Raw genomic sequence first — 23,993 nt, forward strand, 5'->3', positions numbered from 1 at the left:
TAATCCTGTTACCCCGTCTAAAAAACCTTCCTTCAGCTATTTCCGCATCGGCCCCACACGCGCCTCAAAGCACCCGGTTTCATCATTTTGCGAAACGGTATGCCCAATCAGGCGCGTATCTTTCGCCTCTTCGGTCAAATTGACATGAGGTAGCAGCTCGCGCATGCCCCTGCCCTTCAGCTTTCTCTTCTCCCGATAATCCGGGCGGTCATAATGACCGACATCAAGTTGCACGTTGGATCCTTCAACAAAGATGGGACCCGTACGGTTGTTGAACTGCTGAATCGTCACCTTTGCATCCCCCTTCAAATACGCGAAGTTCTTCGCGATGGACCATGAAGCGGAGTTAAAGAATGAAACCTCCCCTTTGCAGGAATCCTCGACAACAATCCCGCCATGCTGCACATAAGTATTTGGGGTTTGCTCCGAGTTGATAAATTCTACCCCCTTATTACCGACCGCCTGAATACGAAAGCCGTAAGCACCGAGGTCCGTACCATGCTGAACGACGCGCATATTGGGGCCTAAAATATGCCCGTTGTAATCATCGGCAGCGGTCGTTAAGCCGGCATGAGAGCAATAGACAAAAGTTCCCATCACCTGCTCATCGGCAAGATTTCCGAACTTATAGGCTTCCAGATTATCCATCTGCGTGGTCATCAACGATACATTGCGCCAATCATTAGCGGGTACATCCAGATTGTTCAACCGGGTCGGTGTCCAAATGGCATAATTGCAAACAAACTGCGAATCCTGGATCCAGCCCTTGTTTTTGGACTTGCTCACAAACAACCCGCGACGAATCGGAGATCCGGCCAGATATTTGATGTGGTGTCCTTCGCTTGGGTTGGTCCAGAAATCAACACCCTGGTAGGGATTGCTCAACGTGACAAACATTAACCAGCAGCCGGGGCCCAGGTTGCGAATGGTCCAGGGATAGGGGGTGGAGCGATACCAATCCTGCTGTGGATAATAAATTGTAATACCCCGCATCCCGGATTCAGATTCCATTTGGATGAAAGGCGTCCCCTCCTCATAGCCGCGCCCGGCGAGCGGCAACAGCAACGATCCTGGACTGGTGGTATGATGCGGTCCTTCATAAATACCGCGCAATTCCACCCCGGATGGAATAGTCAGGCCGCTTTCGAAATAAAAGTCTCCAGCCGGCACATACACGGTTCCGCCGCCCTCTTTGCCCGCCTTGTCGAGCGCCTTCTGAAACGCTTCGGTATTATCATCCAGATCCGGCGACGCACCGAAATCAAGAACGGAATAGAGCGCACGGCGCTCCGGCTGGGGCTCCGGCGGAAAATTCATCGGTTCTATGTTGGGCTTCGCAAATTTCTGCTGCTCATGGTCAATCTCAACCACACCCTTTTTCGCGTAATTCTGAATGCGCGGAGCGCCTTTGAACCGGTTGGACAGGAGACTTCCCGAATAGACCTTTTTATCCATACGAACATGAGTTTTCGGCTGCTCAAAATCACAATTCACAACGGACAACGCGCCGGCGGGCGCATAAACCGCCGCCGCTCCGGCCCATGTCTCAAACGTACAGTTCACAAACGACGCATACCCGCCGTCAATCAGCACCGCCGAATCGCTTTCGCTCGAAAAGCTGCAGCTGTTAAACTGCAACGCACTGTTGCCACATTGTGATTTCAACACCGCATGCTTCCGGCCTTCAAACGAACAGCCCGTGAAAGCGATTCCCATACTGATGACATTCTCCGCATTGAGCGCCACTTCGCAATCGCGGATATTCGCCCGAAACAGCACGCCATTCGGGCCGTAGATCCCGTTCGGGTTTTTGTGACAGTAAATACCGTTTTTGCACCCCTCGACATTGATGTCATACATATAGGTCCAGTCATGTCGGCCGATTGTCAAACCGGATGCGTTCTTCAACATATAATCCCGCAACGCCGATTTCTGCCTGTTGTTGAGCATCGTCTTCGCGCCTTTAAACTCTTCCCACCAGCGCGGGCTGACATGAATGTACGCCGTCCGACCAATATCGGTCACAAAGTTACACGCAACCCCCACCTTGAGCGGCGACAGATAGAGATTAATAAAATAATACTGCCCATTATTCCAAGTGGAGGTGGTAATGGCGCGGTAGGGATTCACAAACGTGCAGTTTTTCACCATAGGTGCCAATTCCATCCCGACCTGGTTGACCACCTTTCGATCATAATCCTTTTCATCGTTCCCAACCGTCCAGGGATACGGCACCGGTTTAAGCGGATCCTGATTTGGATAATAAAACGTCAGTTCCCGCAGGCCGCTGTTCCGTTTCATGATAAACGCCGGCAGCGTATTCTCATTCCCGTGGTCAGCCGTAATGTTTAAAATCGTCCCCTTCTCGCAATTTTTCTCCGTCGGCTCAACCCAGTCCCCGCGAATCGTCACGCTCTGGCGCAGAAGAATGCTCTGATCAATGGTGTAGTGCCCGGCGCGAAGAAAAATGACGCCTCCGCCCTTCTTTGCCAGTTGATCAATCACCTTCTGAATGCGCGCGGAATCTCCGTCTGTTTTTGACGGCGTCGGCTCCATGGAGACATTCGCAATCACATAATCTTCCGTCGGAAACATCGTTTCAACAAACGCTGCTTTTGACGCCCACAGGCTTTGCGCACTCATAGCGAGGACGATCAAAACCGCCCGGATCATATTTTTTTTCGAGTTCATCATATTCGTTCCTTTTTAATTCATAAGACTCGGCATAGCTGAAGACGCGCAGTGCGGATTCAGCCTGCTTCAAGGATATCGGTTGTTCGAACATCACCTCAATTTCGCGCGGTTCGTTCGGCCACAGATCAATAAAATTATCGCTTAGGGTAAATCGCCCGCAATCGTCGAAGTCGAGCATGACCTTGGGCGAAACATGCCCGGCGGAGATTACAACACGCGCCGTGCAATCCGCAGTCTGGCTGATTTCCGAGCAAATCCCCGCCTGCTTAAACTCCATCTGCTTCGGAGCGCAGAAATAGAGCGAGTGTTCGGACTGCGGCTGCCCCGCGGCGGATAAGCGGGTGCGCAACACAAAGCGGCTGCGGTCGCTGCTATCGAAAATGTCCGTAAAATCCCGCTTTAGCTGGCAACGCGAAACACCCGGCTCAAGCTCCACCGCCGTCTGCCCCTCCAACTGGACCGATCCATCGTCGACCCGGAACAGGATCCAATCAAGAATTCCTTCCCCCGCGGGGAGTCCGGCATCATAAACCGTCCAGAGTTCTGCCCCGTGAACCGTTGAAATAATCGAGTTCGAGGTCACAAGCATCTGCTCTTCGCCCAGCCACTTGGCCGAAACCGAACACGGTGCGAAAAAGCGTCTGGCCTCATACTGAAGCGCACGCCAGCGCCCATCAAACTCAATCCCCGACCAGGAGATGGCGGGCCAGAAATCATTCATCTGCCAATACAAAGCGCCCATGGTTTGCGGCATGCAGCGACGGGTATGCTCAACCGTCATCCGCACATAAAACGCCTGCACCAGCTGGGACAGATAGGCCGTCGCGGCATAATCCTTCGGCATTCGGTGAAGTTGCATCATATAGTTAAAGTTGACCCGGGTCGCCTCGCCGCGTTTCTGGCGATGCGTCATTTCAGGCCCCGTTATGTTGAGGTCATTGACGACTCCTTTGAGGATGGCCGGGTGCGGATAGGCCTGCATGCCGAATTCCGACAGGAATCGCGTCTCTAGTTTCGAGATATTCTCGATCGGGGTTCCATACATCACATTATCCCAATAGTGCACATCGCCGCTCTCCGGGTTGTTCGGATCGCCGAGGTCAAACCCTTCCGGATTGAATGCGGATCCCGGAATATACGCCATGCCCGGGCAGTGCTCCTTTACGGCATCGGGCAGCAAATGGTTAAAAAGCGTATCATAGTTTTTCACGCGCTCTTCATCTTTGCCGACCATGCAGTACGCCATGTTTTCCATCTCATTGTTCCCGCACCAAAGCCCGATATGAGAATGATGCCGGAGCCGCTTCACCTGATAGTCGGCTTCACGCTGAATGGAGTGATACAGCTCTTCCGTCGGATAATAGGCATTGGCAAACATGAAATCCTGCCAGACGATGATGCCGTTTTCCGCACACGCGTCATAAAACGCATCATCCTCATACAATCCACCACCCCAGTTACGCATCATATTCATATGGGACGAACGGGCACTCCCGATCAACTCCCTGTATTTCTCCGGAGTGACCTCACTGTAAAAAGGGTGCGCCGGAATCCAATTGGACCCCTTGGCAAAAATGGGAACACCATTCACCACAAACTGGAAACTGGTTCCCCACTGATCCGGGTTCTGCTCCAGTTTGACATCACACAAAGCAATGCGCCGTTCCCAGACATCAACCGGAGTGTCTCCATCCAGCAGAGAGACCCGCAACTGATAAAGCGGATGCTCGCCGAGGCCATGACACCACCACAACTGCGGATCTTTTACGTCGAGCTCGAACTCCGGCCCGTCCGCCTCGGCCTGTGCAACACATTCTTCCTCAAAAAACAGCTCCACGCGATACCGGGCGGAAGCATCCTCTTCAGCCAGTTCAGGCAACAGCTTGAGCGTAACGCACGCCGGGTCGAAAACCTGCTCAACCAAAACCGAATCAATGCGGTTGCCGGACCGAAGCTCTAGGCGGATCGGACGGTAGATGCCGGTATTAAATAACGCCGGGCCCCAGTCCCAGCCAAACGAACACTGCGCCGCACGCACATATTCGCGGCCCGCGCCGAATTCAGAACCCATCACATCCAGCGGCTGAGGGCCGCGCTCACGCGCCACCTCCAGAATGCTCCGGAATACGATGCGCAGCTCATTTTCTCCCGCACGAACCGCGTTCCGAATCTCCACACGATGCCCCAAAAACATATTGTCGGATTCCAAGACAACCTGACTGTTTACATAGACCGTCGCCACGGTATCCAGGCCTTCGCAGACCAGTTCAACAATCGCCTCTTCCAGATCCGCAGCGCTCAGCGAAAAGGTGCGGGTATAGACCCAATCCTTTTCAGCGACCCATCGCACTTCGTTTTCGTTGGTCCCAACAAACGGGTCGGGGATCTGTCCGTTCCGCAGCAAATCCGTCTGCACGCAGCCGGGCACGCGGGCCGGCCAGGTTGCCGATTCGCCGGATTCGCAAAGCAGCCAATCCCCATTTAAATCAATCGTCTTGATCATTTAGAAGCCCGCTTTTTCTCTAAAATCGCACGCGTTTCATAGGCGCGTTTTTCCGTGATTGGATACGCCCAGATCAGATAGGCCGCGATGCCGAATCCCAACGTGGGAATCGCCACAAAAAGCAGGCGCATCATCAAAAAAGTATTCGGGAGCTGCGCCGCGGCCAGATCAATATCAAAGCCTGAAAAATCGAGGCTTAGCCCCCCGATCAACAGAGCCAGCGAAACCCCCAGTTTCATCAGCCAGCCAGACACAGCACCAAACATGCCCTCCCGCCGCACACCATGCGTGCATTCATCATCATCGCAGACATCCGGCAACATTGAGGGAATCAACAGCCAGAGCGCGGCACCAAATCCCGGAGCCATAATCGCGGTCGGCAGCAGCGCCAGATAGGGCATCGACGGCGTATAGCAAAACCAGCGCAATACCGTCCCAAAAACAGCCAGCAGCAGCAGCCCCAGCAACGTGCGACGCTTGCCGAACCGCGTGGCAATCATCGTGATGATCGGGATGCTGATAGCACTAATGGCCAGGTTGAGCGTTCCATTGGCACCGTGCAGCACGGCTCCGGCACCCTTGTCGCCGCCGTAGATATAATAAATGATCAGATAGAACCCCAACACATCCACCATCAGGAAACTGGTAAAGGCGGCGACCAACGTTCCGCACAACTTGAGAAATGGCTTGTGCTTCAGACAGGCCCCGGCACTCTTGAGCAAAGGGAGCCGCTCCTGCTTCGGCGCCGGATAGCGATCCTTGCAGGCGAGCGCGGGAATCACGCCGAAAATCAGCAACAGAGCCCCTAAACCCGCCCCGACATAACGCGCCGCCTCAACGGTATCGGAGAAAATATCCAACTCGAGCAGTTTGAATAACCAAGGCGCCAGAAATCCGGCCAGCGTCGCAACCAGACTGCGGTACGACATCAGCCGCGTGCGCTCGTGGTAATCGTGCGTCATCTCGAGTCCCATTGCCGTCCAGGGAACCAGAAAAATGGTCACGCCCGTAAAAAAGAGCAAAGAGGTCGCAAGGAAATAGGCGAAATATTGCATTTCACTCCAGCCGCGCCCCATCATCCACATCAGTGCAAAAGCCAGCCCCTGTATAAAAGCGCCACAGAGAATGTACGGACGACGACGGCCCCAGCGCGAATGCGTATTGTCCGAAATCCCGCCCATCAGCGGATCACTGAAAGCATCCCACAGGCGCGGAATAAACAAGGCAAGGCCCACCAGCGTCGGGCTGACCCCCAACCCCATGTTCAAAACCGGGTTGGCCAGATTATGCACCGAACAACCGATAATCGAATCGGCGACCGCGCCGGAACTGTAGGCAAGCTTCCGACCGACCGGTATTTTATCTTCCTTCGCCGTCAAGTGGTGGTTTTCTTTACTCATGCGTTCGACCCTTTTATCAATCAATGAGGGGAAAAGAGTCTCAAAAACGGCCACACACCGCAACCCACGGATGACGCACCTGTTGCGCCAGCCTCCATGGTTTGGAAGTTCTTGGACGGGATAACAGGATCAATAGGATGATTTTCCAACGGTTGGAAGAATCTATTCCAATGATTGGAGCCGACAAAACCGAGCCCCTAACCGCCCAGCAGACGACCCAGGCCTCACTTCACGCATCCTCCGGACTCAACGGGTTTAACGCTTTAACGAGCGTCAGCCTCTGAACCGCAAACCCGGAATTTAAAACAAATGGTGAATTAGGCGAGCCGCCCCCAACTCCAAAAGGCCCGCACCTCGCACGACAGGGGCGCAACGGGTGCGCTCTTGTCGGATTGCGGTGTGTGGCCGTTTTTGAGATGGTTGGCTGCTTTAAAGTCCGTTGCCTGAATAAAGGAAGCCACCTGACGGCAAAAAAAGGGTAAATATTATGAAACGATTGAGCTTGGCAGCACTTCTAGGCATCGCATTTAATTTAGGTTTGTTTTGCTGTAATAGTGCGGCAGCAGCTGATCAAGCGGGCTCGGAGTTGTCCTCCGAAAAGGCGAAGAAGGTCTTGATCTTTTATGACAGTGCCTATCCGGCCTGGGGCTATTTGCCTTGGTTTTTATATGACCCGTTGATCCGTTCTGAAGTGAATGTTGAGGTGGATAAAGTTTATGCAGGTCAGGGGGAAACTGACCCGTTGAAATATATTAAAGCCGGTGCTGATTTGCAATCAGATGATGCAGGTGCCGCGACCACTCCGATGCTAACCGAGCAAATCATCTCATCGTATGATTTGGTTATTGTTCCGTATCCTCACACCATTAAGAACGAATATATCAATGACCTTTTAAATTATGTAGACAACAACGGTTCGTTATTGCTCGTTCAGCCCACATTTGAGTCCCCGACCCAGGCCGCCCGGTTCTTGAGCAAACAGGGGATTGCATTTAAAGGGATCGCGGATCAAACGCCGGCGTCTTCCTTGCTGACCGATCATCCGTCTGCGAGAATATTAGGTCTTCCCGAAGGGAGCAGTGTTTATCCGCATCGGACGTGGCTGCCGCACGTGAGATTTGACCCGGGCCAGAGTACGGTCCTGACCCAGGTGGGTTTGGGAGGGGACCCCGACCTGTTTGTGAGTGCAAACGGGAGGGTGGGCCTGGCCGCCACTGACATTTTCAGTGATTTGGATGCTCATGTCCGAAACGCGAAGGAGTACGCTCAGTACAAAACGAACATTGGGCATCTCATTGTCAATACATTCAGATCTCTTTTAGGCATGGAATTTTTTGACCAGCCGGTACAAGCGCCGATGCGGAGGTGGAGCGAAATGTTCTACGCGTATGCTTCCAGCAGGGACTATGTATTGCTGGCCCAGCAAGAAGAGCCGTTTTCGGAAAGGTTATCCGCCGAAAAGTTGATGCGGATGCTTGATAAAGCCGACCATGGAATCGGGCAGGCCGCGAGCCTGTTGGTTCAAGGGAAATTTGATGAAGGAAAAGCTGCATATAATTCAAGTGTGAAGCTTTTATCCGAGTGCATGGATCAAATGACCAGCGTAAAGCGCTATATGATCCGGGGCTGGCACTCGAGCGTCCTGACTCCCGATTATTATGGCGGGGGCTTGTTGGGTTTCGCGGAACCCGAGTACCAGGACCACCTGATGCAGTGGATGGAAAAACAATTAGGCTGGTGCGAACGTACGGGCGCAAGACGGCTCATGAACGTATACCCCTGTGACTTGCAGTTGCTGGTCAAATATTACCCCGATGAATTCAAGCGGTTTCGCGACGGAATCAAAGATGGTTATTTGGAATCCGTGCACGGCATTTATTCCGCCGCCTTTCTTCCGATCCTATCAGAAGAAAGTAATGTGCGGCAGTTTGCTTATGGGTTGCCCGTATTTGAAGATACCCTTGGCAAAAAAGTGCAAACGTATGCGACCCCGCGAGATCATTTCGATTACCACCCCCAGCTACCCCAACTATTAAATAACTTCGGATATAAACAGGCGATTTTGCATTCCGGATGGTTAGGGGAGATCAAGCGGATCCGAGCGGATAAGATCATGTGGCGTGGCTTAGATGGCTCGGCCATTGAAGCGTGTCCTCAATATGAAGGGATTCAAAAACCGTTATTTTTGGCTCACCCTGAAAACATTGCAAAAGCTGACAAACTTGGCTACAAGACGATTCTCCTGGGAGATACGCTGGATGCGACCTGCCCGCTCTACCCGGTCAAGATCCCCAGTGAAAAGGAATTAACTCTGATCAACCCGATTGCTCCCATTGCAGGGACTTGGGTCACGGCGAAAGAGTTTTTTGAACTAACTCCCAAAGCCGAGCAATCGGTCTTTCTGGGCGTGGATGATTTGTGGGCGTGTCGAATCGATATCTGGTCCAGCTGGGGCTGTCTGAATCAGCACGCGGAATGGAATCGAACGACTGAGAATAAAATCCTGGCAGCAGAGAAATTAAGCGCAATGGCGGCAGTGTTAGGCAAAATGCCGAGCACGGATTTAATGAAAACAAAGGAACAGCTGGATGAATCCTGGCAGACCCTGCTGCGGACCCAGGATCACATGTTTTATGGTCCTGTGAATTACGCAAATCAGGTGCCGCCTGTGTCCGTCAAACCAGGGGAAGAGAAAGCCGGCGGGCACGCTTGGGGATATGATCGCGAAATATTGCCGAGGTCATCTGCAACGCCTGGCGGTATGGAAAATTATACCGAGGACTTAGGACCTAATTACGCCGGCCCAATGATCCCGGTCAATCGGTACAACCGGGTAAAAGAGTTCATCAAAGAGACCCAGGGGACCGCCGATGCCATTGCAGGCAAAGCATTCAGCGATCTTTCAGAAGGAGTGAACGCCGCGCCGCTGGATAAGAGTTCGATTCCCCTTCTGGTGTTCAATCAACTTGGCTGGGATAAACGCAATTATGTCGAGTTTGAAAAAAGCTTCAGTCAGGGGGAGGTCTTCCACTTTAACTTAAATGATGGAAGCAAGGATGTCTCGTATCAGGTCGTCTCGGAGGACCGGTACGCGGATGGTTCTGTGAAACGGGTTAAGGCGCTGTTTTGGGCGGATATTCCATCCCTCGGCTATAAAACCTATTACCTGAAACCCACTAAAGAAAAACCGGCCCCCGTGGTGGCGAAGTCATTACAAAAGGGCCCAGCTCGTTTGGAGAACGATTACTACCTGGTTGAAATTAATTCTGAGAATGGCGGGATAAGCCGTATTTTTGATAAAACACTCGGGATTGAAATGCTTGATTCAAACCGGGTCGGCAACGAGCTGTTTTCTCCCTCTCAGCCCTCGGCTCGTTCTTCTGACGAAGCGGCAAAGGTTGAACTCATTGAACAGGGCCCGTTGAGGTCCACGATCCGTATCCGGTCAAAGGTTGGGGCCGCACCGTATGAATGTTTGGTTCGCCTCTATGACAACATGAAACGGATTGATTTTGATTTGACCGTCGATTATGGCAAAGAGGGAATGAACTTTGGCAGGAACGGGATGAAATTTGGCGAGATCGAAGACCGCTATACAGGTTTATTTGTTCAGTTCCCGTTAAATTTTACGGGCAAGCTATACATCAACCAGCCCTTTGGGCTGTACGAGACACAAAAAGAACGGCAGGTCACGACGGATTTTGCCGATTTATACCAAGGGCAATATGGTCTGTCGCTTATCCACAGGAATTCGCCGTCCTATAGATATCGGAACGGCATTCTGTCGATCTGCTTAACCCGTGCGCGTCCCTATGTCGTTGGAAAACAGAACTATCAGTATTCCATATATACCCACAAAGAGGATCCCTTCCAGGGAGATGCATATACGGTTGCAAAAAGTGTAAATACGCCGTTTATCGTCTACTGGCCTGATACGTTGCCGGTAGAGCAACAGCAGGCATTCTCGTTTCTCTCCGTTAACAAGCCAAATATCGTATTGTCCGCCCTTTATTATGAGGGTGATACCACATATGTCCGGTTTTACGAGAGAAGTGGTAAGAAAACGAAAGCCAGTATCAATCTGCCCTACCTCAAATCAGCCGAATATAACAAGGTCAAATTGAATCACGAAAAGGTCCGCGAACTAAAAAGTAGAAACGGAAAAATAAAGCTTGAGTTTGAGCCTTGGGAGATCGTGACCATTGCCATCAGCGGTGCGTTGTAAGGTTCATAGACCAGATAGGACTCAAGAACATCAGATAAGATAGAGATACACATATCGGGCCGCGCACGTTGTCTGCCGCTCGGCGCAACAGGTGCGCTCCTCTCAAGTTGCGGTATGGTGCCGTTTTTTGAGACGCTGGTTGCTCTAATGAAGGCAACGGATCCGTTGCCTGAATAAAGGAAACCACCATTTGACGGCAAAAAAGGTAACGATGATGAAAAATTTTAGTGGGGAAGCTGCTGTAACGGATAAAGCGGGCGCGGAATTGTCCTCCGCAAAAGCGAAGAAGGTCTTAATCTTTTATGACTGCGCCTATCCGGACTGGGGCTATTTGCCATGGTTTTTATATGACCCGCTGATCCGGTCTGAAGCGAATATTGAGGTGAAAAAAGTTTATGGAGACAGGGCAGGATCTGACCCGTCGAAATATATTCAAGCCGGTGAAGATATGGAAACGGGTGATGCAGGCAAAGCAATCACTCCGGAGTTAACCGAACAAAACATCTCATCGTATGATTTGGTTATTATTCCGTGCCCTCACATTATTAAGAACGATTATATCAATGATCTTTTAAGCTATGTAGACAACAACGGTGCGTTGTTCCTCGTTCAGCCCACATTTGAGTCCCCGTCCCAGGCTTCCCTGTTCATGAACAAACTGGGTGTCACATTTAAAGGGACCGAGGATAAAACGCCGGCGTCTTCTTTGCTGACCGATCATCCGTCTTCGAGGATATTGGGTCTTCCCGAAGGGACCAGTGTTTATCCGCATCGGATGTGGCTGCCGCACATGAGATTTGACCCGGGCCAGAGTACGGTCCTGACCCGGTTGGGTTTTGGAGGGGATCCCGACCTGTTTGTGACAGAAAATGGAAGGGTGGGTCTGGCTGCAACTGACCTTTTTAATGATTTGGAGGCTCATCTCAGGGGCGCGAAGGAGTACGCTCAATACAAAGCGAACATGGGCCATCTCTTTGTCAATACAGTCAGAGCTCTTTTAGGCTTCGGTTTTTTTGACCAACCGGTACAAACACCGATGCGGAAGTGGAGCGAAATGTTCTATGCATATGCTTCCAGCAGGGACTATGTATTGCTGGCCCAGCAAGAAGAGCCGTTTTCAGAAAGGTTGTCAGCAGAGCAGTTAATGCGGATGCTTGATAAAGCCGACCATGAAATCGGGCAGGCTGCCACCCTGTTGGTTCAAGGAAAATTTGATGAAGGAAAAGCGGTATATGATTCAAGTGTGAAACGTTTATCCGAGTGTATGGATCAAATGACCAGCGTAAAGCGGTATATGATCCGGGGCTGGCACTCGAGCGTCCTGACTCCCGATTATTATGGCGGAGGCTTGATGGGTTTCGCAGAACCCGAATACCAGGACCATCTGATACAGTGGATGGAAAAACAATTAAACTGGTGTGAACGTACGGGCGCAAAACGGCTCATGAACATAACCTCCTGTGACTTGGAGTTATTGGTCAAATACTACCCCGATGAAATCAAGCGGTTTCGCGACGGAATCAAAGATGGTTATTTGGAAAACGTGCACGGCATTTATTCCCAAGCCTTTCTTCCGCTGCTGCCGGAAGAAAGTAATGTGAGGCAGTTTTCTTATGGTCTGCCCGTAATTGAAAATGCCCTTGACGAAAAAGTGCAAACGTATGCGACCTGCAGAGACCATTTCGATTACCACCCCCAGCTGCCCCAGCTGTTAAATAATTTTGGATATAAACATGCCATTTTACATTCCGGATTCTTAGGGGAGATCAAGGAGATCCGAGCGGATAAGATCATGTGGCGCGGCCTAGATGGCTCGGACATTGAAGCGAGCCCTCAATATGAAGGGATTGAAAAACCATTATTTCTGACTCACCCGGAGAATATCGCAAAAGCTGATAAAATGGGCTATAAGACGATTCTCCTGGGAGATACGCTGGATGCGACCTGCCACCTCTACCCTGAAAAGATACCCAGCGAGAAGGAACTCACTCTGATCAACCCGATTGCACCCATTGCCGGGACCTGGGTCACGGCAAAAGAGTTTTTTGAAAAAACTCCCGAAGCCGAACAAACGTGCTTCCTTGGCGTGGATGATTTATGGGCGAACAAACTCGATATCTGGTCCAGCTGGGGCTGTATGAATGAAGCCGTTGAATGGAACCGAACGACTGAGAATAAAATACTGGCCGCAGAGAAACTAAGCGCAATGGCGGCGGTGTTACGCAAACTGCCGGGCACGGATTTAATGGAAACAAAGGAAAAGCTGGATGAATCCTGGCAAAGCCTGCTGAGGACCCAGGATCACATGTTTTTTGGTTCAGTAAATTACGCAAATCAGGTGCCGCCTGTGACCGTAAAACCGGGGGAAGAGAAAGCAGGCGCACACGCCTGGGGGTACGATCGCGAATTATTGCCTAAAGCAGCGGCCACGGTTGGCGGAATGGAAAATTACACCGAGGACTTAACACCTAATTACGCCGGACCAATGATCCCTGTCAATCGGTACAACAGGGCACAAGAGTTCATCAAAGAGAGCCAGGATATTGCCGATGCCATTGCAGGCAAAGCATTCAGCGATCTTTCAGAAGGAGTGAACGCCGCGCCGCTGGATAAGAGTGTGATCCCCCTTCTGGTGTTCAATCAACTTGGCTGGAACAAACGCGAGTGCGTAGCGTTTGAAAAAAGCTTTAGTCAGGGGGAGGTTTTCCACTTTAACTTAAATGACGGAAAAGAGGATGTCTCGTATCAGGTCATCTCGGAGGACCGGTACGGAGATGGTTCTGTGAAACGGGTCAAGGCGCTGTTTCGGGCGGATATTCCATCCCTCGGCTATAAAACCTATTACCTGAAACCCACTAAAGAAAAACCGGTACCCGTGGTGGCGAAATCATTGCAAACAAGCCCTGCACGTTTGGAGAATGATTACTACCTGGTTGAAGTTAATGCTGAGAATGGCGGGATAAGCCGTATTTTTGATAAAACACTCGGGATTGAAATGCTTGATTCAAACCGGGTCGGCAACGAGCTGTTTTCTCCCGCTCTCCCCGCGGCTCGTTCTTCTGACGAATCGGCAGAGGTTGAACTCATTGAACAGGGTCCGTTGAGATCCACGATCCGTATCCGGTCAAAGATTGGGGCCGCACCGTATGAATGTTCGGTTCGCCTCTATGACAACATGAAACGGATTGATTTTGATTTGACCGTCGATTATGGCAAAGAGGGAATGAACTTTGGCGCGCGCAAGGAAGACGACACAGGATTATTTGTCCAGTTCCCGTTAAATTTCAGGGGCAAGCTATACATCAACCAGCCTTTTGGACTGTACGAGGCACAAAAAGAACGGCAGGTAACAACGGATTTTGCCGATGTATACCAAGGGCAATATGGTCTGTCGCTGATCCACAGGAGTTCGCCTTCCTATCATTATAAGGACGGCACTCTATCCATCTGCTTAAGTCGCGCGCGTCCCTTTGTCGTTGGAAAACAGAACTATCAGTATTCCATCTATACCCACAAAGACGACCCCTTCCAGGGAGATGCATATACGGTTGCAAAAAGTGTGAACACGCCGCTGGAAGTCTACTGGCCTGATACGCTGCCAACAGAGCAACAGCAGGCATTCTCGTTTCTCTCCATTAACCAGCCAAATATCGTATTGTCCGCACTTTATTATGAGGGGGATGCCATATATATCCGGTTTTATGAGAGAAGCGGTAAAAAAACTAACGCCGGCATCAATCTGCCCTACCTCAAATCAGCCGAATATAACCAAGTCAAATTGAATCACGAAAAGATCCGTGAAATAGAAAATAAAAACGGGGAAATCGAGCTTAAGTTTGAGCCTTGGGAGATTGTTACCATCGCCATCAGCGGTGCGTTGTGCGGTTCATAAAAATTGAAAAGGAGTATATTTTATGAAAATTAAAAACATAACAACGTTTCTATTAAAAGTGCCACTGGGAGACCAGCGCTTCTATTCGTCACAATGCGCGTTTCCAGAACGCAATTCATTACTGGTTCGTATTGAGACCGACACAGGTATTTGCGGCTGGGGAGAAAGTGGTCAGTACGGCCCTGGCGAACCGGTGGCAACGTTTATCGAAACCGTATTAAAACCACGCCTCATCGGAAAAAACCCTCTTGATATCAATGTTTTGTGGGAGGATATGTTTACGGGCATCCGCGATTTTGGACGCAAAACAACAGGCATCGAGGCCATGAGCGGCATTGATATCGCACTGTGGGATATTGCTGGAAAATTTTACAACAAGCCTGTTTACGAGTTGCTTGGAGGCGCGTTCAGGAAAAAAGTGCTAGGCTATGCAACGGGATGCTACTACCGCGGCGAAGATGTCCTTGATTACAAAAAATCATTGCAAAACCTGAAAGATGAAGCGAGTGGGTATATTGATGCAGGTTTTACCGCTTTAAAAATCAAGGTCGGATTATTACATGTTAAGGAAGAGATGGAGCGTATTGCTGCCATCCGTGAAGCAGTCGGCGACGACATTATTCTGATGGTCGATGCAAATCATGCGTACAACTTCCATACGGCAAAACGAATCGGTAAATTCCTCGAGGAAATGAATGTTCATTTCTTTGAAGAGCCGGTTGTGCCCGAAAACATTCATGGCTACAAAACACTTCGCGAAACATTGAACCTTGCCATTGCTGCAGGTGAAAATGAGTTCACTCGTTTTGGTTATCTTGAATTATTAAAAAATGAGTGCCTTGATATCATCCAGCCCAATATTGGATGCGCTGGTGGCTTTACCGAGGCAAAACGTATTGAAGCATTAGCTTCGGCGTATCATGTGCAGGTGATTCCACATTGCTGGGGCAGCGGCATTGCCCTTGCGGCGGCGCTGCAATATTGCGCCACGATTGCACCGTCGCCACATACGGCCTTTGAGTGTGCGCCAGAAAATTCACCGATGATTGAATACGATAAAAACGTGAACCCTCTTCGTGACAGCTTATTAACAGAAACGTTTAATGTTAATGATGGCTTTGTTCAAATCCCTGACGGGCCAGGGCTTGGAGTTGAAATAAATATGTCCGTTCTGGAAAAATACCTGACAAAATCATAGAGGAACGAAATGAAAAGATTTGAAAACAAAAATGTAATCGTCACAGGGGCCACAGCGGGAGTTGGACAGAAAATTGCCCTGCAATATGCAACAGAAGGTGCGTTTGGTCTTTCTGACCAACGACTTTTCACTGCCTGCGCTGATGATTACCGATCTGTACAAAGGCCGCTGGCAGATCGAACTGTTCTTCAAATGGATCAAACAGCACCTGCGCATCAAAGCTTTTTACGGAACCAGCGCGAATGCTGTCAAAACGCAGATATGGATCGCCATCTGCGTTTACCTGCTCGTGGCGATCACGAAAAAGAGGCTGAAGATCGAGCAGTCGCTCTACACAATTCTACAGATTTTGAGTGTGTCCGTTTTCGAGAAAATGCCGCTTTTACAGGCCTTTCAGAGCGCAGGCCACTCGAAAGAAGGCGGCAATATCTGCAAATAGTTGTAGCTGTGGGACTAATGTTGGGACACTAAATTGGGACACTAATGATATTATGAAATTAATTATTGGACTTTTACTAGCCGCATTGGGCGGTGGAATACAAGGAGCATTTGTATATCCACTTAAATTTATGAAAAACTGGAAATGGGAAAATGGTTGGTTCGTGTTTACTATAACGTGTTGTTTTATTTTTCCAATGGTACTGGCCTTCGGAACGACTCCTGATTTAATGGATATTTACCGTCAGACTGATTCGATAACAATTTGGCTGGTATTCATTTCTGGGATCGCGTGGGGGATCGGTGTAGTGCTTTTCGGATTAGGGGCTGAATTCCTGGGAATGGCACTTGGAATTGCAATCATCACTGCACTAAATGCTGCTTTTGGAACACTTTTCCCATTACTCTTTTTGCCTTCAGATAGTTTCAGTACGAAGGCATTGTTGTTTCTAATTTTTGGGCTTTTGGTTCTTATTATTGGTGTCGCACAAGTTGCAGCAGCGGGTAAAAGGAGGGAATTGGATCAGAAAAAAGAGGGTCAAACCTCAAGTAGCAAGAGGGTATCGTTTAAAGTCGGCCTGGTAGTTTGTATTGTAGCCTCGATTTTCTGTCCCGCTACTAATTTCGCTGTTTTCTTTGGTCAGCCAATCTCTGAGTCAGTAAAGGCATTAGGTACAGTTGCACCTTACAATGTTGGTTATGCACAGCTACTTCCTTATTTTATAGGAGGATTCATCGTTAATACAATCTATTGCATCTATTTATTTATCAAAAATAACTCCTTTAAAAATTATTATAATTCAGGAAAAACTATAAATATGCTATTGGGCGTTAGCATGTCCGGTCTTTTTATGGTTGGGATGGTCCTTTATACGGTTGCCTTAACAATTTACATTAAAGACATTGGTGCTGTGGTTGGATGGCCCCTGTTTATGGCTGCAACCATTATGGCTGCAAATTTTTTGGGCTTAATGAGCGGAGAGTGGAAAGGAGTCTCAAAAAGAGCTGTCGTAAAACTTTTTTCAGGTATTATTTTACTCATTGTTGCCATTGTTCTGGTAAGCCTTTCAAACCTTTTTAGTTAAACTTATATAAATAATTCTAGAATGAAAATAACTGATATAAAAACATATTTATTAAAAGTGCCACTGGGGGACCAGCGCTTCTATTCGTCACAATGCGCGTTTCCAGAACGCAATTCATTACTGGTTCGAATTGAGACCGACACAGGTATTTGCGGCTGGGGAGAAAGTGGTCAGTACGGCCCTGGCGAACCGGTGGCAACGTTTATCGAAACCGTATTAAAACCACGCCTCATCGGAAAAAACCCTCTTGATATCAATGTTTTGTGGGAGGATATGTTTACGGGCATCCGCGATTTTGGACGCAAAACAACAGGCATCGAGGCCATGAGCGGCATTGATATCGCACTGTGGGATATTGCTGGAAAATTTTACAACAAGCCTGTTTACGAGTTGCTTGGAGGCGCGTTCAGGAAAAAAGTGCTAGGCTATGCAACGGGATGCTACTACCGCGGCGAAGATGTCCTTGATTACAAAAAATCATTGCAAAACCTGAAAGATGAAGCGAGTGGGTATATTGATGCAGGTTTTACCGCTTTAAAAATCAAGGTCGGATTATTACATGTTAAGGAAGAGATGGAGCGTATTGCTGCCATTCGTGAAGCAGTCGGCGACGACATTATTCTGATGGTCGATGCAAATCATGCGTACAACTTCCATACGGCAAAACGAATCGGTAAATTCCTCGAGGAAATGAATGTTCATTTCTTTGAAGAGCCGGTTGTGCCCGAAAACATTCATGGCTACAAAACACTTCGCGAAACATTGAACCTTGCCATTGCTGCAGGTGAAAATGAGTTCACTCGTTTTGGTTATCTTGAACTGTTAAAAAATGAGTGCCTTGACATCATCCAGCCCAATATTGGATGCGCCGGTGGCTTTACCGAGGCAAAACGTATTGAAGCATTAGCTTCGGCCTATCATGTGCAGGTGATTCCACATTGCTGGGGCAGCGGCATTGCCCTTGCGGCGGCGCTGCAATATTGCGCCACGATTGCACCGTCGCCACATACGGCCTTTGAGTGTGCTCCAGAGAATTCACCGATGATTGAATACGACAAAAACGTAAATCCTCTTCGCGATAGCTTATTAACAGAAACATTTAGTGTTAATGATGGCTTTGTTCACATCCCGGACGGGCCAGGGCTTGGAGTTGAAATAAATATGTCCGTTCTGGAAAAATACCTGACAAAATCATAGAGGAACGAAATGAAAAGATTTGAAAACAAAAATGTAATCGTCACAGGGGCCGCAGCGGGGGTTGGACAGCAGATTGCCCTGCAATATGCAACAGAGGGCGCGTTTGTGGTTCTGGTAGACCTCCGTAAACCAGAGGAAACGATGGAGCTGATCAAAAACGCCAACGGAAAATCTGATTTTGTAATCTGCGACATTAGCGATGAGAATCAAATCAAAGCGATGGCTGTCGCCGTGGGTGAAAAATGCAACGGGAAAGTGGATGTCCTCGTTAATAACGCAGGATTTAATGGAAAGGCGAACCTGATTAAGGATATGAACCTTTCTGATTGGAACTATACCTTAAGCGTCAATCTCACCGGCACGATGCTGGTCAGCCGCGAAATAATCCCATTCCTGATCAACAACAAAAGCGGCGCCATAGTAAACGTAGCAAGTAATGTTGGGAAACGCGGACTGCCGTATCGTTCAGACTACGTCTGCAGCAAATGGGCACTGTTGGGGCTCACACAAACACTGGCCCTTGAGTTGGTTGATGAAAAAATCAGAGTGAATGCCGTTTGCCCGGGACCGATTGATGGTGACCGCGTGGAGGAGCTCGTGAAAATGCATGCCGAGGTTGAAGGACAATCTGTGGAGCAAATGCATAAAGCCTGGGAAGACGTACCAATGAAGCGTTTTATCGACCCTCAGGAAGTTACCAACGTTATCTTGTTCCTTTCATCAAACGATAGCAGCGCAATGACCGGTCAGGCTCTAAATATAACGGGCGGCATGTTGATGAATTAGGCTTCAGCTGAAAAAATAGAAAAGGGATAAAAATGAAAAAAATAGATATCGTTAGAAGCTATTGGAAATCTGAAGGTGAAAAAGACCTCTCTGAAATCCTGTCACACTTTGATGAACATGCTAAATTTTCTTCACCAACCATGCAGTTGGTTGGAAAAAACAACATCAAGACCTTTTATGAGGGAATGGTTAATGGTTTCAAAAAGATTGAAGTGACTCCCACCCACTGGGTTGAACAGAACGATGAAATCGCAGTGGAGTATGACGTCGTTTTGGTCCGCAATTCGGGCGAAGAACGATTTGCGAAAGGATTCAACCTCTTTGAAATTAAAGAAGGCGTGATCTCAAGCCTGCGTTGTTATTTCAATCCTGCCGATTTTTAAACGTATGGATGTTTTTCGTATAATGCAGAATGCACCGGCCCTCGCGCAGGGGGCATAATTTTCCGGAGAGTCCTTATGATCATAGATGCACATGCACATATTTTCACAAACATAGCAGGACAAAGAGGGGCGAATAAAACCTCGTCTGGTACGTTTGGGAAGGTGAACGTCGGTAATGATGAAGTTCAAATGCTGCCTCCAACATTTGTTGATTCATCCTTCAATGTGGACATGCTGATTCACATGATGGATTGCAATGGAGTGGACAAAGCAGTCCTTCTCCAAAATCCGGTTTTCGGGAGCATCAACGAAGACGTTGCAGAAGCTATTCGCGCGTTCCCTGAACGGTTTGTTGGAACCATTCAAGTTGATCCATTGTCCGACCATGCGCTGGAAACTGTTAAAAAAATCGCGACACCGAAACAATCAACACTAAAGTTCGAACTTAGCAGAGGATGGGGATGGTCTGGCATTCACCCCGGATTGCAAATCGACAGTCCGGAATTTATGGATATTTGGGATCTTGCATCTGAGTTGGAGCTGAGTGTGATTGTTGATCCGGGACGGATTGACAACCCTGGATATCAAGTTGCTCAGATTGATGCGATCTCTCAAAAATACCCACAAATAAAATTCCTGCTTGAGCATTTGGGATATTTTACAGGTGATTTAATAGGAGATGAGACCGCAAAAAAACGTTGGCTCAATTTGATTGAGCTAGCCCAAAAAGAGAACGTCTTCTTAGGGTTCTCCGCGGCAGGAATCTTGCTGGATGAAGATTATCCATGCCCTGGCGCACTTCGTCTCCTTGAAGAAGCCGTATCCATTGTTGGGGCAAATAAAATAGTATGGGGAAGCGATTTGCCAACAACCCTTAATAAATATACCTATCAACAAATGATCGATGTGGTTTTGAAGCATGCTCAATTTCTAACCGGGAATGAAAAGAAGCAGATCATGGGGATCAATGCGCTGGATTTTTTCACCGGTTTTGATTCGTAGATTTCAGAAAAGTCTCTTTAAGGATGTATTTTAAACAAGGCTCTGATGGGGCCGTCTTCTATCCCAGACATTTTCCGGGGCGGTTATTGACGTTCTGTTAAAACAACCCGAAAGCCTACGTTATACACGTTTTGCCATGCAGGATAGCCATGCGAAACGGTAGGAGCCCAGAACGGGACATGCGGTTTATGAATACCGCAAGCCATAAAGAAGGGTTTGTCTCCGTATGTGTAAACGCCGGTTGAAAAGTGCGGCGGCCCAGCGGGCAGGCGTCCAGTTGGGTGCTTCGGATTGCTGCATGGTCGGCAGGGCTTCGAGGATTTCGCGAAGATAGTCCGCCGGATTGATGCCGAGTTTCCGGCAGGTTTCGATGAGGCTGTAGATGACGGCGCTGGTCTGGCCTGAATCGGGGCTGCCGAAGAAGAGGAAGTTCTTTTTGCCGATGGCGGTTGGGCGAATGGCGTTCTCAACCAGATTGTTGTCGATTTCGAGGCGGCTATGTTCAAGGTAGAGATTGAGTGCATCCCAGCGTTCGAGAGTGTAGTGGATGGCTTTGCCGAAGTTACTTTGCGGCAACTGTCGGGACCGCTCGGTTTCGAGAATGGATTTTATCCCTTCCAGAACGGGGACTGAGTGTTCCCGACGATAAGCGGCTCGATCGACTTCGGGATTGTCACGCAGTTTGCTTTCAACCCGGTAAAGTTTTGCGATTCGTTTCACGATATCTTCCGCGGTCGGGTTGCCGGGGGGACTTCCTTAAACTTGCGGCGGGCATGCGCCCAGCAGGCAGCATGGATGATGGCCGCTTTTTCTTCGGCATGCTTTTTGTCGTTAAGCCAAGCGGGGTACGCGCCGTAGCCGTCGGTCTGCAGCAGCCCGGCGTAATCTGGAAGCATGGAGTCGAAACAGGTCGCGGCACGGCTGGCATGCCATTCAAAGAGCACGCCTTTGCCTGGCGAATGATAAGCCCATAGGTATCCATTGGGACAATGGTCCTTTTTCGGATCCTGATAGCGTATGAATGTTTCGTCGGCCTGAATGTATCCGCTCGCGTGGATTTCATTTCGAAGCGCCTCATAAATAGACCCAGTCCTATGTGAGTATTAGCCCTATTTTCAGGGGTGAACATTAGGAAAGTCCCGGATAAAAGAGGCGTTTTTGCCTCTCTTACCGGAAAGAAATGCTTTATATTTCTCGTCAGTAAAACAAAGAGATATAAAACACATGATCACTATCGCCTTTCAGCCCGAGCTGCGTCCAGCACTTCCGCCCGTTTTCGCATCGAAAGACTACCGCGAATTCCGCGCCATTCTCATTGAAATGGATCGCATCCTTGTGGTTTCTCAAATCGAGCACGGCTTCATTCTTCGCCAAATCCAGCATCTCGAAAAGAGACTTGCAAAGAAAGGCAGGCGCCTCTCCGCCAGGCAGGCGCAACGGCACTTCCGCTCCTTCCGGCTGGCGCTGCGCTACGGCATCCTGATTGGAATCACCGGGGATTCGTTCCGCAAGCTCTCCCGGCAGGCGGCCGACAGCCTGCTGTTCCAATGGTTCACCCACACGGCCTTTGTCGATGGCGTGCGCCCGGTCTCCAAAAGCACGCTTGAGCGTTTCGAGAAACTGTTTCCCGACGGCGAAGTCGCCGCGCTCATCCACGAGCTTACCAGCGCCGTCGCCGACCCACTTGCGGCTCAGCAACTGCTCTATCGCGAAACGGCCCTGCGCTTCGACCGCATTTTCGCCGACTCCACCTGCGTGAAGGCCAACATTCACGTTCCCGTCGACTGGGTGTTGTTGCGCGACGGGGCGCTCACGCTCGTCAACGCCATCGTGCTCATTCGCAAGCACGGCCTCTCGCACCGTATCCGCCCGCCGGAAACGTTCATCCGCGCAATGAATAAGCTCTGCATCGAGATGACCCATACCCGCAAGAAAAAGGGGTTCTTCACGGAAGAGCGTTTTCAGAGATGCCGTCTTGTCGATAGGTGGGGCAGATCATAGATCTTCAGATGCAGGTATTTTTCATCTCGGTAGCCGTAGGCCTGTCGGGTTAACCATCCGATCTTATTGTTGAAGCCTTCTTGGCTGGCGCTGGTCAGGCAACCGTGGTTCCAGTAGGCCAACAGGCCTTCTATTCGTTGCCGAATCGTTTTGGCCATGGTTTTCAGGCAGGCGATGCCTGATTCGTCGGCCATGACGCACCATTTCTCGAACGCAAGCTTTGCGATGCTTGCGCCCGGGGCGATCCTGTAGATGTTGCGCAGGTATTCCTTCATGGCCGAAGCCAGGCCGAGATCCTCGAAACGTTCGCGCAACTCTTCAAGCTCCTCCTTCGATTCTTCTGAAAGAGATTCCTCGTTGCGCAGCAACAGGAAGCGCTTGCCCTTAAGCTCCTTTTTCTGGTCGTCCTCCAGGCGGTTCATGGTGCTTCGTCGTAGGGTGTTGAGCTTGTCGTTCATGGATTTGATCACATGGAAGTGGTCGTAGACGATGTCGGCGTCCGGCAGCACCTCGGCGACCCATGCGCTGTAGGAGTTGGCCATATCGATGGCGACGGCCTTGATCTGTTTGGCCTTGCGCTTGATGCGTTTGCGGAACTTTTTGAGCGCGTCGCCGCCTTTGCCTTTGCCGATGAAGAGCACGGCGCCGGAGTCGATGTCGCGCACGACGGTGATGTAGCCGAGTCGTTTCCCGAGGTAGACCTCGTCGATGCCCAGATAGGCGACATCATCGAGACGCACCCGCTTGTATTTCTTTTCCAGCCAGGCTTTTTCGATGTTCTTGACGGTCTCCCAGTGCAAGCCGGTGAACTTCGCAGCCGCTGATATCGACATTTCCGTCCGAAGGGCCAGAACGAACCGTGCCGTCCACTTGGTGTAGCGCACGTACGGATCGGGGCAGAACGTGATCGGCTCGTGGCTCGACGCCCCGCAGTCGCGGCAGCGGATGCGGCGAACGGCGACGCGCATCAGCGTTTTTTAAAACCGATGCAAAGGCCTCGGATATCACGCGTCTTCCCCGTTTCTACGATCGAGGTGCTCCATGAGCGGCACTGCGGGCAGACGTGCCGCTTCGCCTTGGAGTGCAGGTAGTAGATTTCGGTGCCCTTGGCGCGTTCCGTCTTTTGATAGTTGTAGCCAATGATTCCCTGAGTATGATGGAGCGAGCTGATTAACATAGGTTTCCTTTT

16 protein-coding genes and 1 pseudogene are annotated in these 23,993 nt (G+C 49.8%); 10 read left to right on the top strand and 7 right to left on the bottom strand.

The window, feature by feature from the left end:
- Positions 1-36: 36 nt before the first annotated feature.
- The 3 genes from SCARR_RS07545 to SCARR_RS07555 are packed head-to-tail and all read right to left on the bottom strand — an operon-like array spanning position 37 to position 6,597.
- A complete protein-coding gene (locus SCARR_RS07545) occupies positions 37-2,694 on the bottom strand; it encodes a glycosyl hydrolase family 28-related protein (protein WP_136060880.1) in 2,658 nt (885 codons plus the stop codon).
- Positions 2,600-5,197, bottom strand: coding sequence for a beta-mannosidase (locus SCARR_RS07550; RefSeq protein WP_136060881.1), 2,598 nt, complete (start codon positions 5,195-5,197; stop codon positions 2,600-2,602). The genes SCARR_RS07545 and SCARR_RS07550 overlap by 95 nt, the downstream gene beginning before the upstream one ends.
- Positions 5,194-6,597: an MFS transporter gene (locus SCARR_RS07555; RefSeq protein WP_136060882.1), complete on the bottom strand. Its 1,404-nt coding sequence runs from the start codon at positions 6,595-6,597 to the stop codon at positions 5,194-5,196. Before SCARR_RS07555 ends, SCARR_RS07550 begins: the two co-directional genes overlap by 4 nt.
- Before the next feature lie 487 nt (positions 6,598-7,084).
- Here SCARR_RS07555 and SCARR_RS07560 point away from each other — a divergent pair, with 487 nt between their 5' ends.
- From SCARR_RS07560 to SCARR_RS07600, 9 genes and pseudogenes are all read left to right on the top strand, one after another.
- The gene (locus SCARR_RS07560) at positions 7,085-10,822 is read left to right on the top strand and encodes a glycoside hydrolase family 38 N-terminal domain-containing protein (RefSeq protein WP_136060883.1); all 3,738 of its coding nucleotides are present in this window, start codon (positions 7,085-7,087) and stop codon (positions 10,820-10,822) included.
- A gap of 190 nt (positions 10,823-11,012) precedes the next feature.
- Positions 11,013-14,714: a glycoside hydrolase family 38 C-terminal domain-containing protein gene (locus SCARR_RS07565; RefSeq protein ID WP_136060884.1), complete on the top strand. Its 3,702-nt coding sequence runs from the start codon at positions 11,013-11,015 to the stop codon at positions 14,712-14,714.
- A 22-nt stretch (positions 14,715-14,736) separates the two neighbouring features.
- A complete protein-coding gene (locus SCARR_RS07570; protein ID WP_136060885.1) occupies positions 14,737-15,912 on the top strand; it encodes a mandelate racemase/muconate lactonizing enzyme family protein in 1,176 nt (391 codons plus the stop codon).
- 103 nt (positions 15,913-16,015) lie between these two features.
- Positions 16,016-16,351, top strand: a pseudogene (locus SCARR_RS07575) (transposase); the annotation flags it as partial.
- Positions 16,352-16,403: 52 nt separating this feature from the next.
- On the top strand, positions 16,404-17,435 hold the full coding sequence (locus SCARR_RS07580) for an L-rhamnose/proton symporter RhaT (protein ID WP_136060886.1): 1,032 nt from the start codon (positions 16,404-16,406) through the stop codon (positions 17,433-17,435).
- A gap of 21 nt (positions 17,436-17,456) precedes the next feature.
- Positions 17,457-18,632, top strand: a complete 1,176-nt coding sequence (locus tag SCARR_RS07585) for a mandelate racemase/muconate lactonizing enzyme family protein (protein ID WP_136060887.1) — start codon at positions 17,457-17,459, stop codon at positions 18,630-18,632.
- A gap of 9 nt (positions 18,633-18,641) precedes the next feature.
- Positions 18,642-19,418 (top strand): SDR family NAD(P)-dependent oxidoreductase, encoded by a 777-nt coding sequence (locus SCARR_RS07590; RefSeq protein ID WP_136060888.1) that lies wholly within the window; start codon positions 18,642-18,644, stop codon positions 19,416-19,418.
- 32 nt (positions 19,419-19,450) lie between these two features.
- Complete coding sequence (locus tag SCARR_RS07595) at positions 19,451-19,801, top strand: nuclear transport factor 2 family protein (RefSeq protein ID WP_136060889.1); 351 nt, start codon at positions 19,451-19,453, stop codon at positions 19,799-19,801.
- Between the two features lie 75 nt (positions 19,802-19,876).
- The gene (locus SCARR_RS07600; RefSeq protein WP_136060890.1) at positions 19,877-20,803 is read left to right on the top strand and encodes an amidohydrolase family protein; all 927 of its coding nucleotides are present in this window, start codon (positions 19,877-19,879) and stop codon (positions 20,801-20,803) included.
- A gap of 186 nt (positions 20,804-20,989) precedes the next feature.
- Here SCARR_RS07600 and SCARR_RS29480 read toward each other — a convergent pair whose 3' ends face one another.
- Both SCARR_RS29480 and SCARR_RS29485 read right to left on the bottom strand, forming a co-directional pair.
- Complete coding sequence (locus tag SCARR_RS29480; RefSeq protein ID WP_136060891.1) at positions 20,990-21,523, bottom strand: IS66 family transposase; 534 nt, start codon at positions 21,521-21,523, stop codon at positions 20,990-20,992.
- Positions 21,520-21,885 (bottom strand): IS66 family transposase, encoded by a 366-nt coding sequence (locus tag SCARR_RS29485; RefSeq protein ID WP_136060892.1) that lies wholly within the window; start codon positions 21,883-21,885, stop codon positions 21,520-21,522. Before SCARR_RS29485 ends, SCARR_RS29480 begins: the two co-directional genes overlap by 4 nt.
- A 142-nt stretch (positions 21,886-22,027) precedes the next feature.
- On the opposite strand from SCARR_RS29485, the gene SCARR_RS07615 reads away from it, so the two are divergent.
- Entirely contained in the window at positions 22,028-22,804 is a 777-nt protein-coding gene (locus SCARR_RS07615; RefSeq protein WP_136060893.1) for a hypothetical protein, read from the top strand.
- Here SCARR_RS07615 and SCARR_RS07620 read toward each other — a convergent pair.
- Both SCARR_RS07620 and SCARR_RS07625 read right to left on the bottom strand, forming a co-directional pair.
- Entirely contained in the window at positions 22,765-23,772 is a 1,008-nt protein-coding gene (locus SCARR_RS07620; RefSeq protein WP_136060894.1) for an ISL3 family transposase, read from the bottom strand. The two genes, SCARR_RS07615 and SCARR_RS07620, sit on opposite strands and share 40 nt — an antisense overlap.
- Entirely contained in the window at positions 23,772-23,981 is a 210-nt protein-coding gene (locus tag SCARR_RS07625; protein ID WP_136060895.1) for a hypothetical protein, read from the bottom strand. Before SCARR_RS07625 ends, SCARR_RS07620 begins: the two co-directional genes overlap by 1 nt.
- Positions 23,982-23,993: the final 12 nt, after the last annotated feature.

The sequence above is a fragment of the Pontiella sulfatireligans genome (assembly GCF_900890705.1).
GTDB classification, from domain to species: domain Bacteria; phylum Verrucomicrobiota; class Kiritimatiellia; order Kiritimatiellales; family Pontiellaceae; genus Pontiella; species Pontiella sulfatireligans.

Coding starts and splice junctions, on each gene's coding strand:
- SCARR_RS07545 (WP_136060880.1), bottom strand. CDS start 2,694: ATGATGAACTCGAAAAAAAATATGATCCGGGCGGTTTTGATCGTCCTC.
- SCARR_RS07550 (WP_136060881.1), bottom strand. CDS start 5,197: ATGATCAAGACGATTGATTTAAATGGGGATTGGCTGCTTTGCGAATCC.
- SCARR_RS07555 (WP_136060882.1), bottom strand. CDS start 6,597: ATGAGTAAAGAAAACCACCACTTGACGGCGAAGGAAGATAAAATACCG.
- SCARR_RS07560 (WP_136060883.1), top strand. CDS start 7,085: ATGAAACGATTGAGCTTGGCAGCACTTCTAGGCATCGCATTTAATTTA.
- SCARR_RS07570 (WP_136060885.1), top strand. CDS start 14,737: ATGAAAATTAAAAACATAACAACGTTTCTATTAAAAGTGCCACTGGGA.
- SCARR_RS07580 (WP_136060886.1), top strand. CDS start 16,404: ATGAAATTAATTATTGGACTTTTACTAGCCGCATTGGGCGGTGGAATA.
- SCARR_RS07585 (WP_136060887.1), top strand. CDS start 17,457: ATGAAAATAACTGATATAAAAACATATTTATTAAAAGTGCCACTGGGG.
- SCARR_RS07590 (WP_136060888.1), top strand. CDS start 18,642: ATGAAAAGATTTGAAAACAAAAATGTAATCGTCACAGGGGCCGCAGCG.
- SCARR_RS07595 (WP_136060889.1), top strand. CDS start 19,451: ATGAAAAAAATAGATATCGTTAGAAGCTATTGGAAATCTGAAGGTGAA.
- SCARR_RS07600 (WP_136060890.1), top strand. CDS start 19,877: ATGATCATAGATGCACATGCACATATTTTCACAAACATAGCAGGACAA.
- SCARR_RS07615 (WP_136060893.1), top strand. CDS start 22,028: ATGATCACTATCGCCTTTCAGCCCGAGCTGCGTCCAGCACTTCCGCCC.
- SCARR_RS07620 (WP_136060894.1), bottom strand. CDS start 23,772: ATGCGCGTCGCCGTTCGCCGCATCCGCTGCCGCGACTGCGGGGCGTCG.
- SCARR_RS07625 (WP_136060895.1), bottom strand. CDS start 23,981: ATGTTAATCAGCTCGCTCCATCATACTCAGGGAATCATTGGCTACAAC.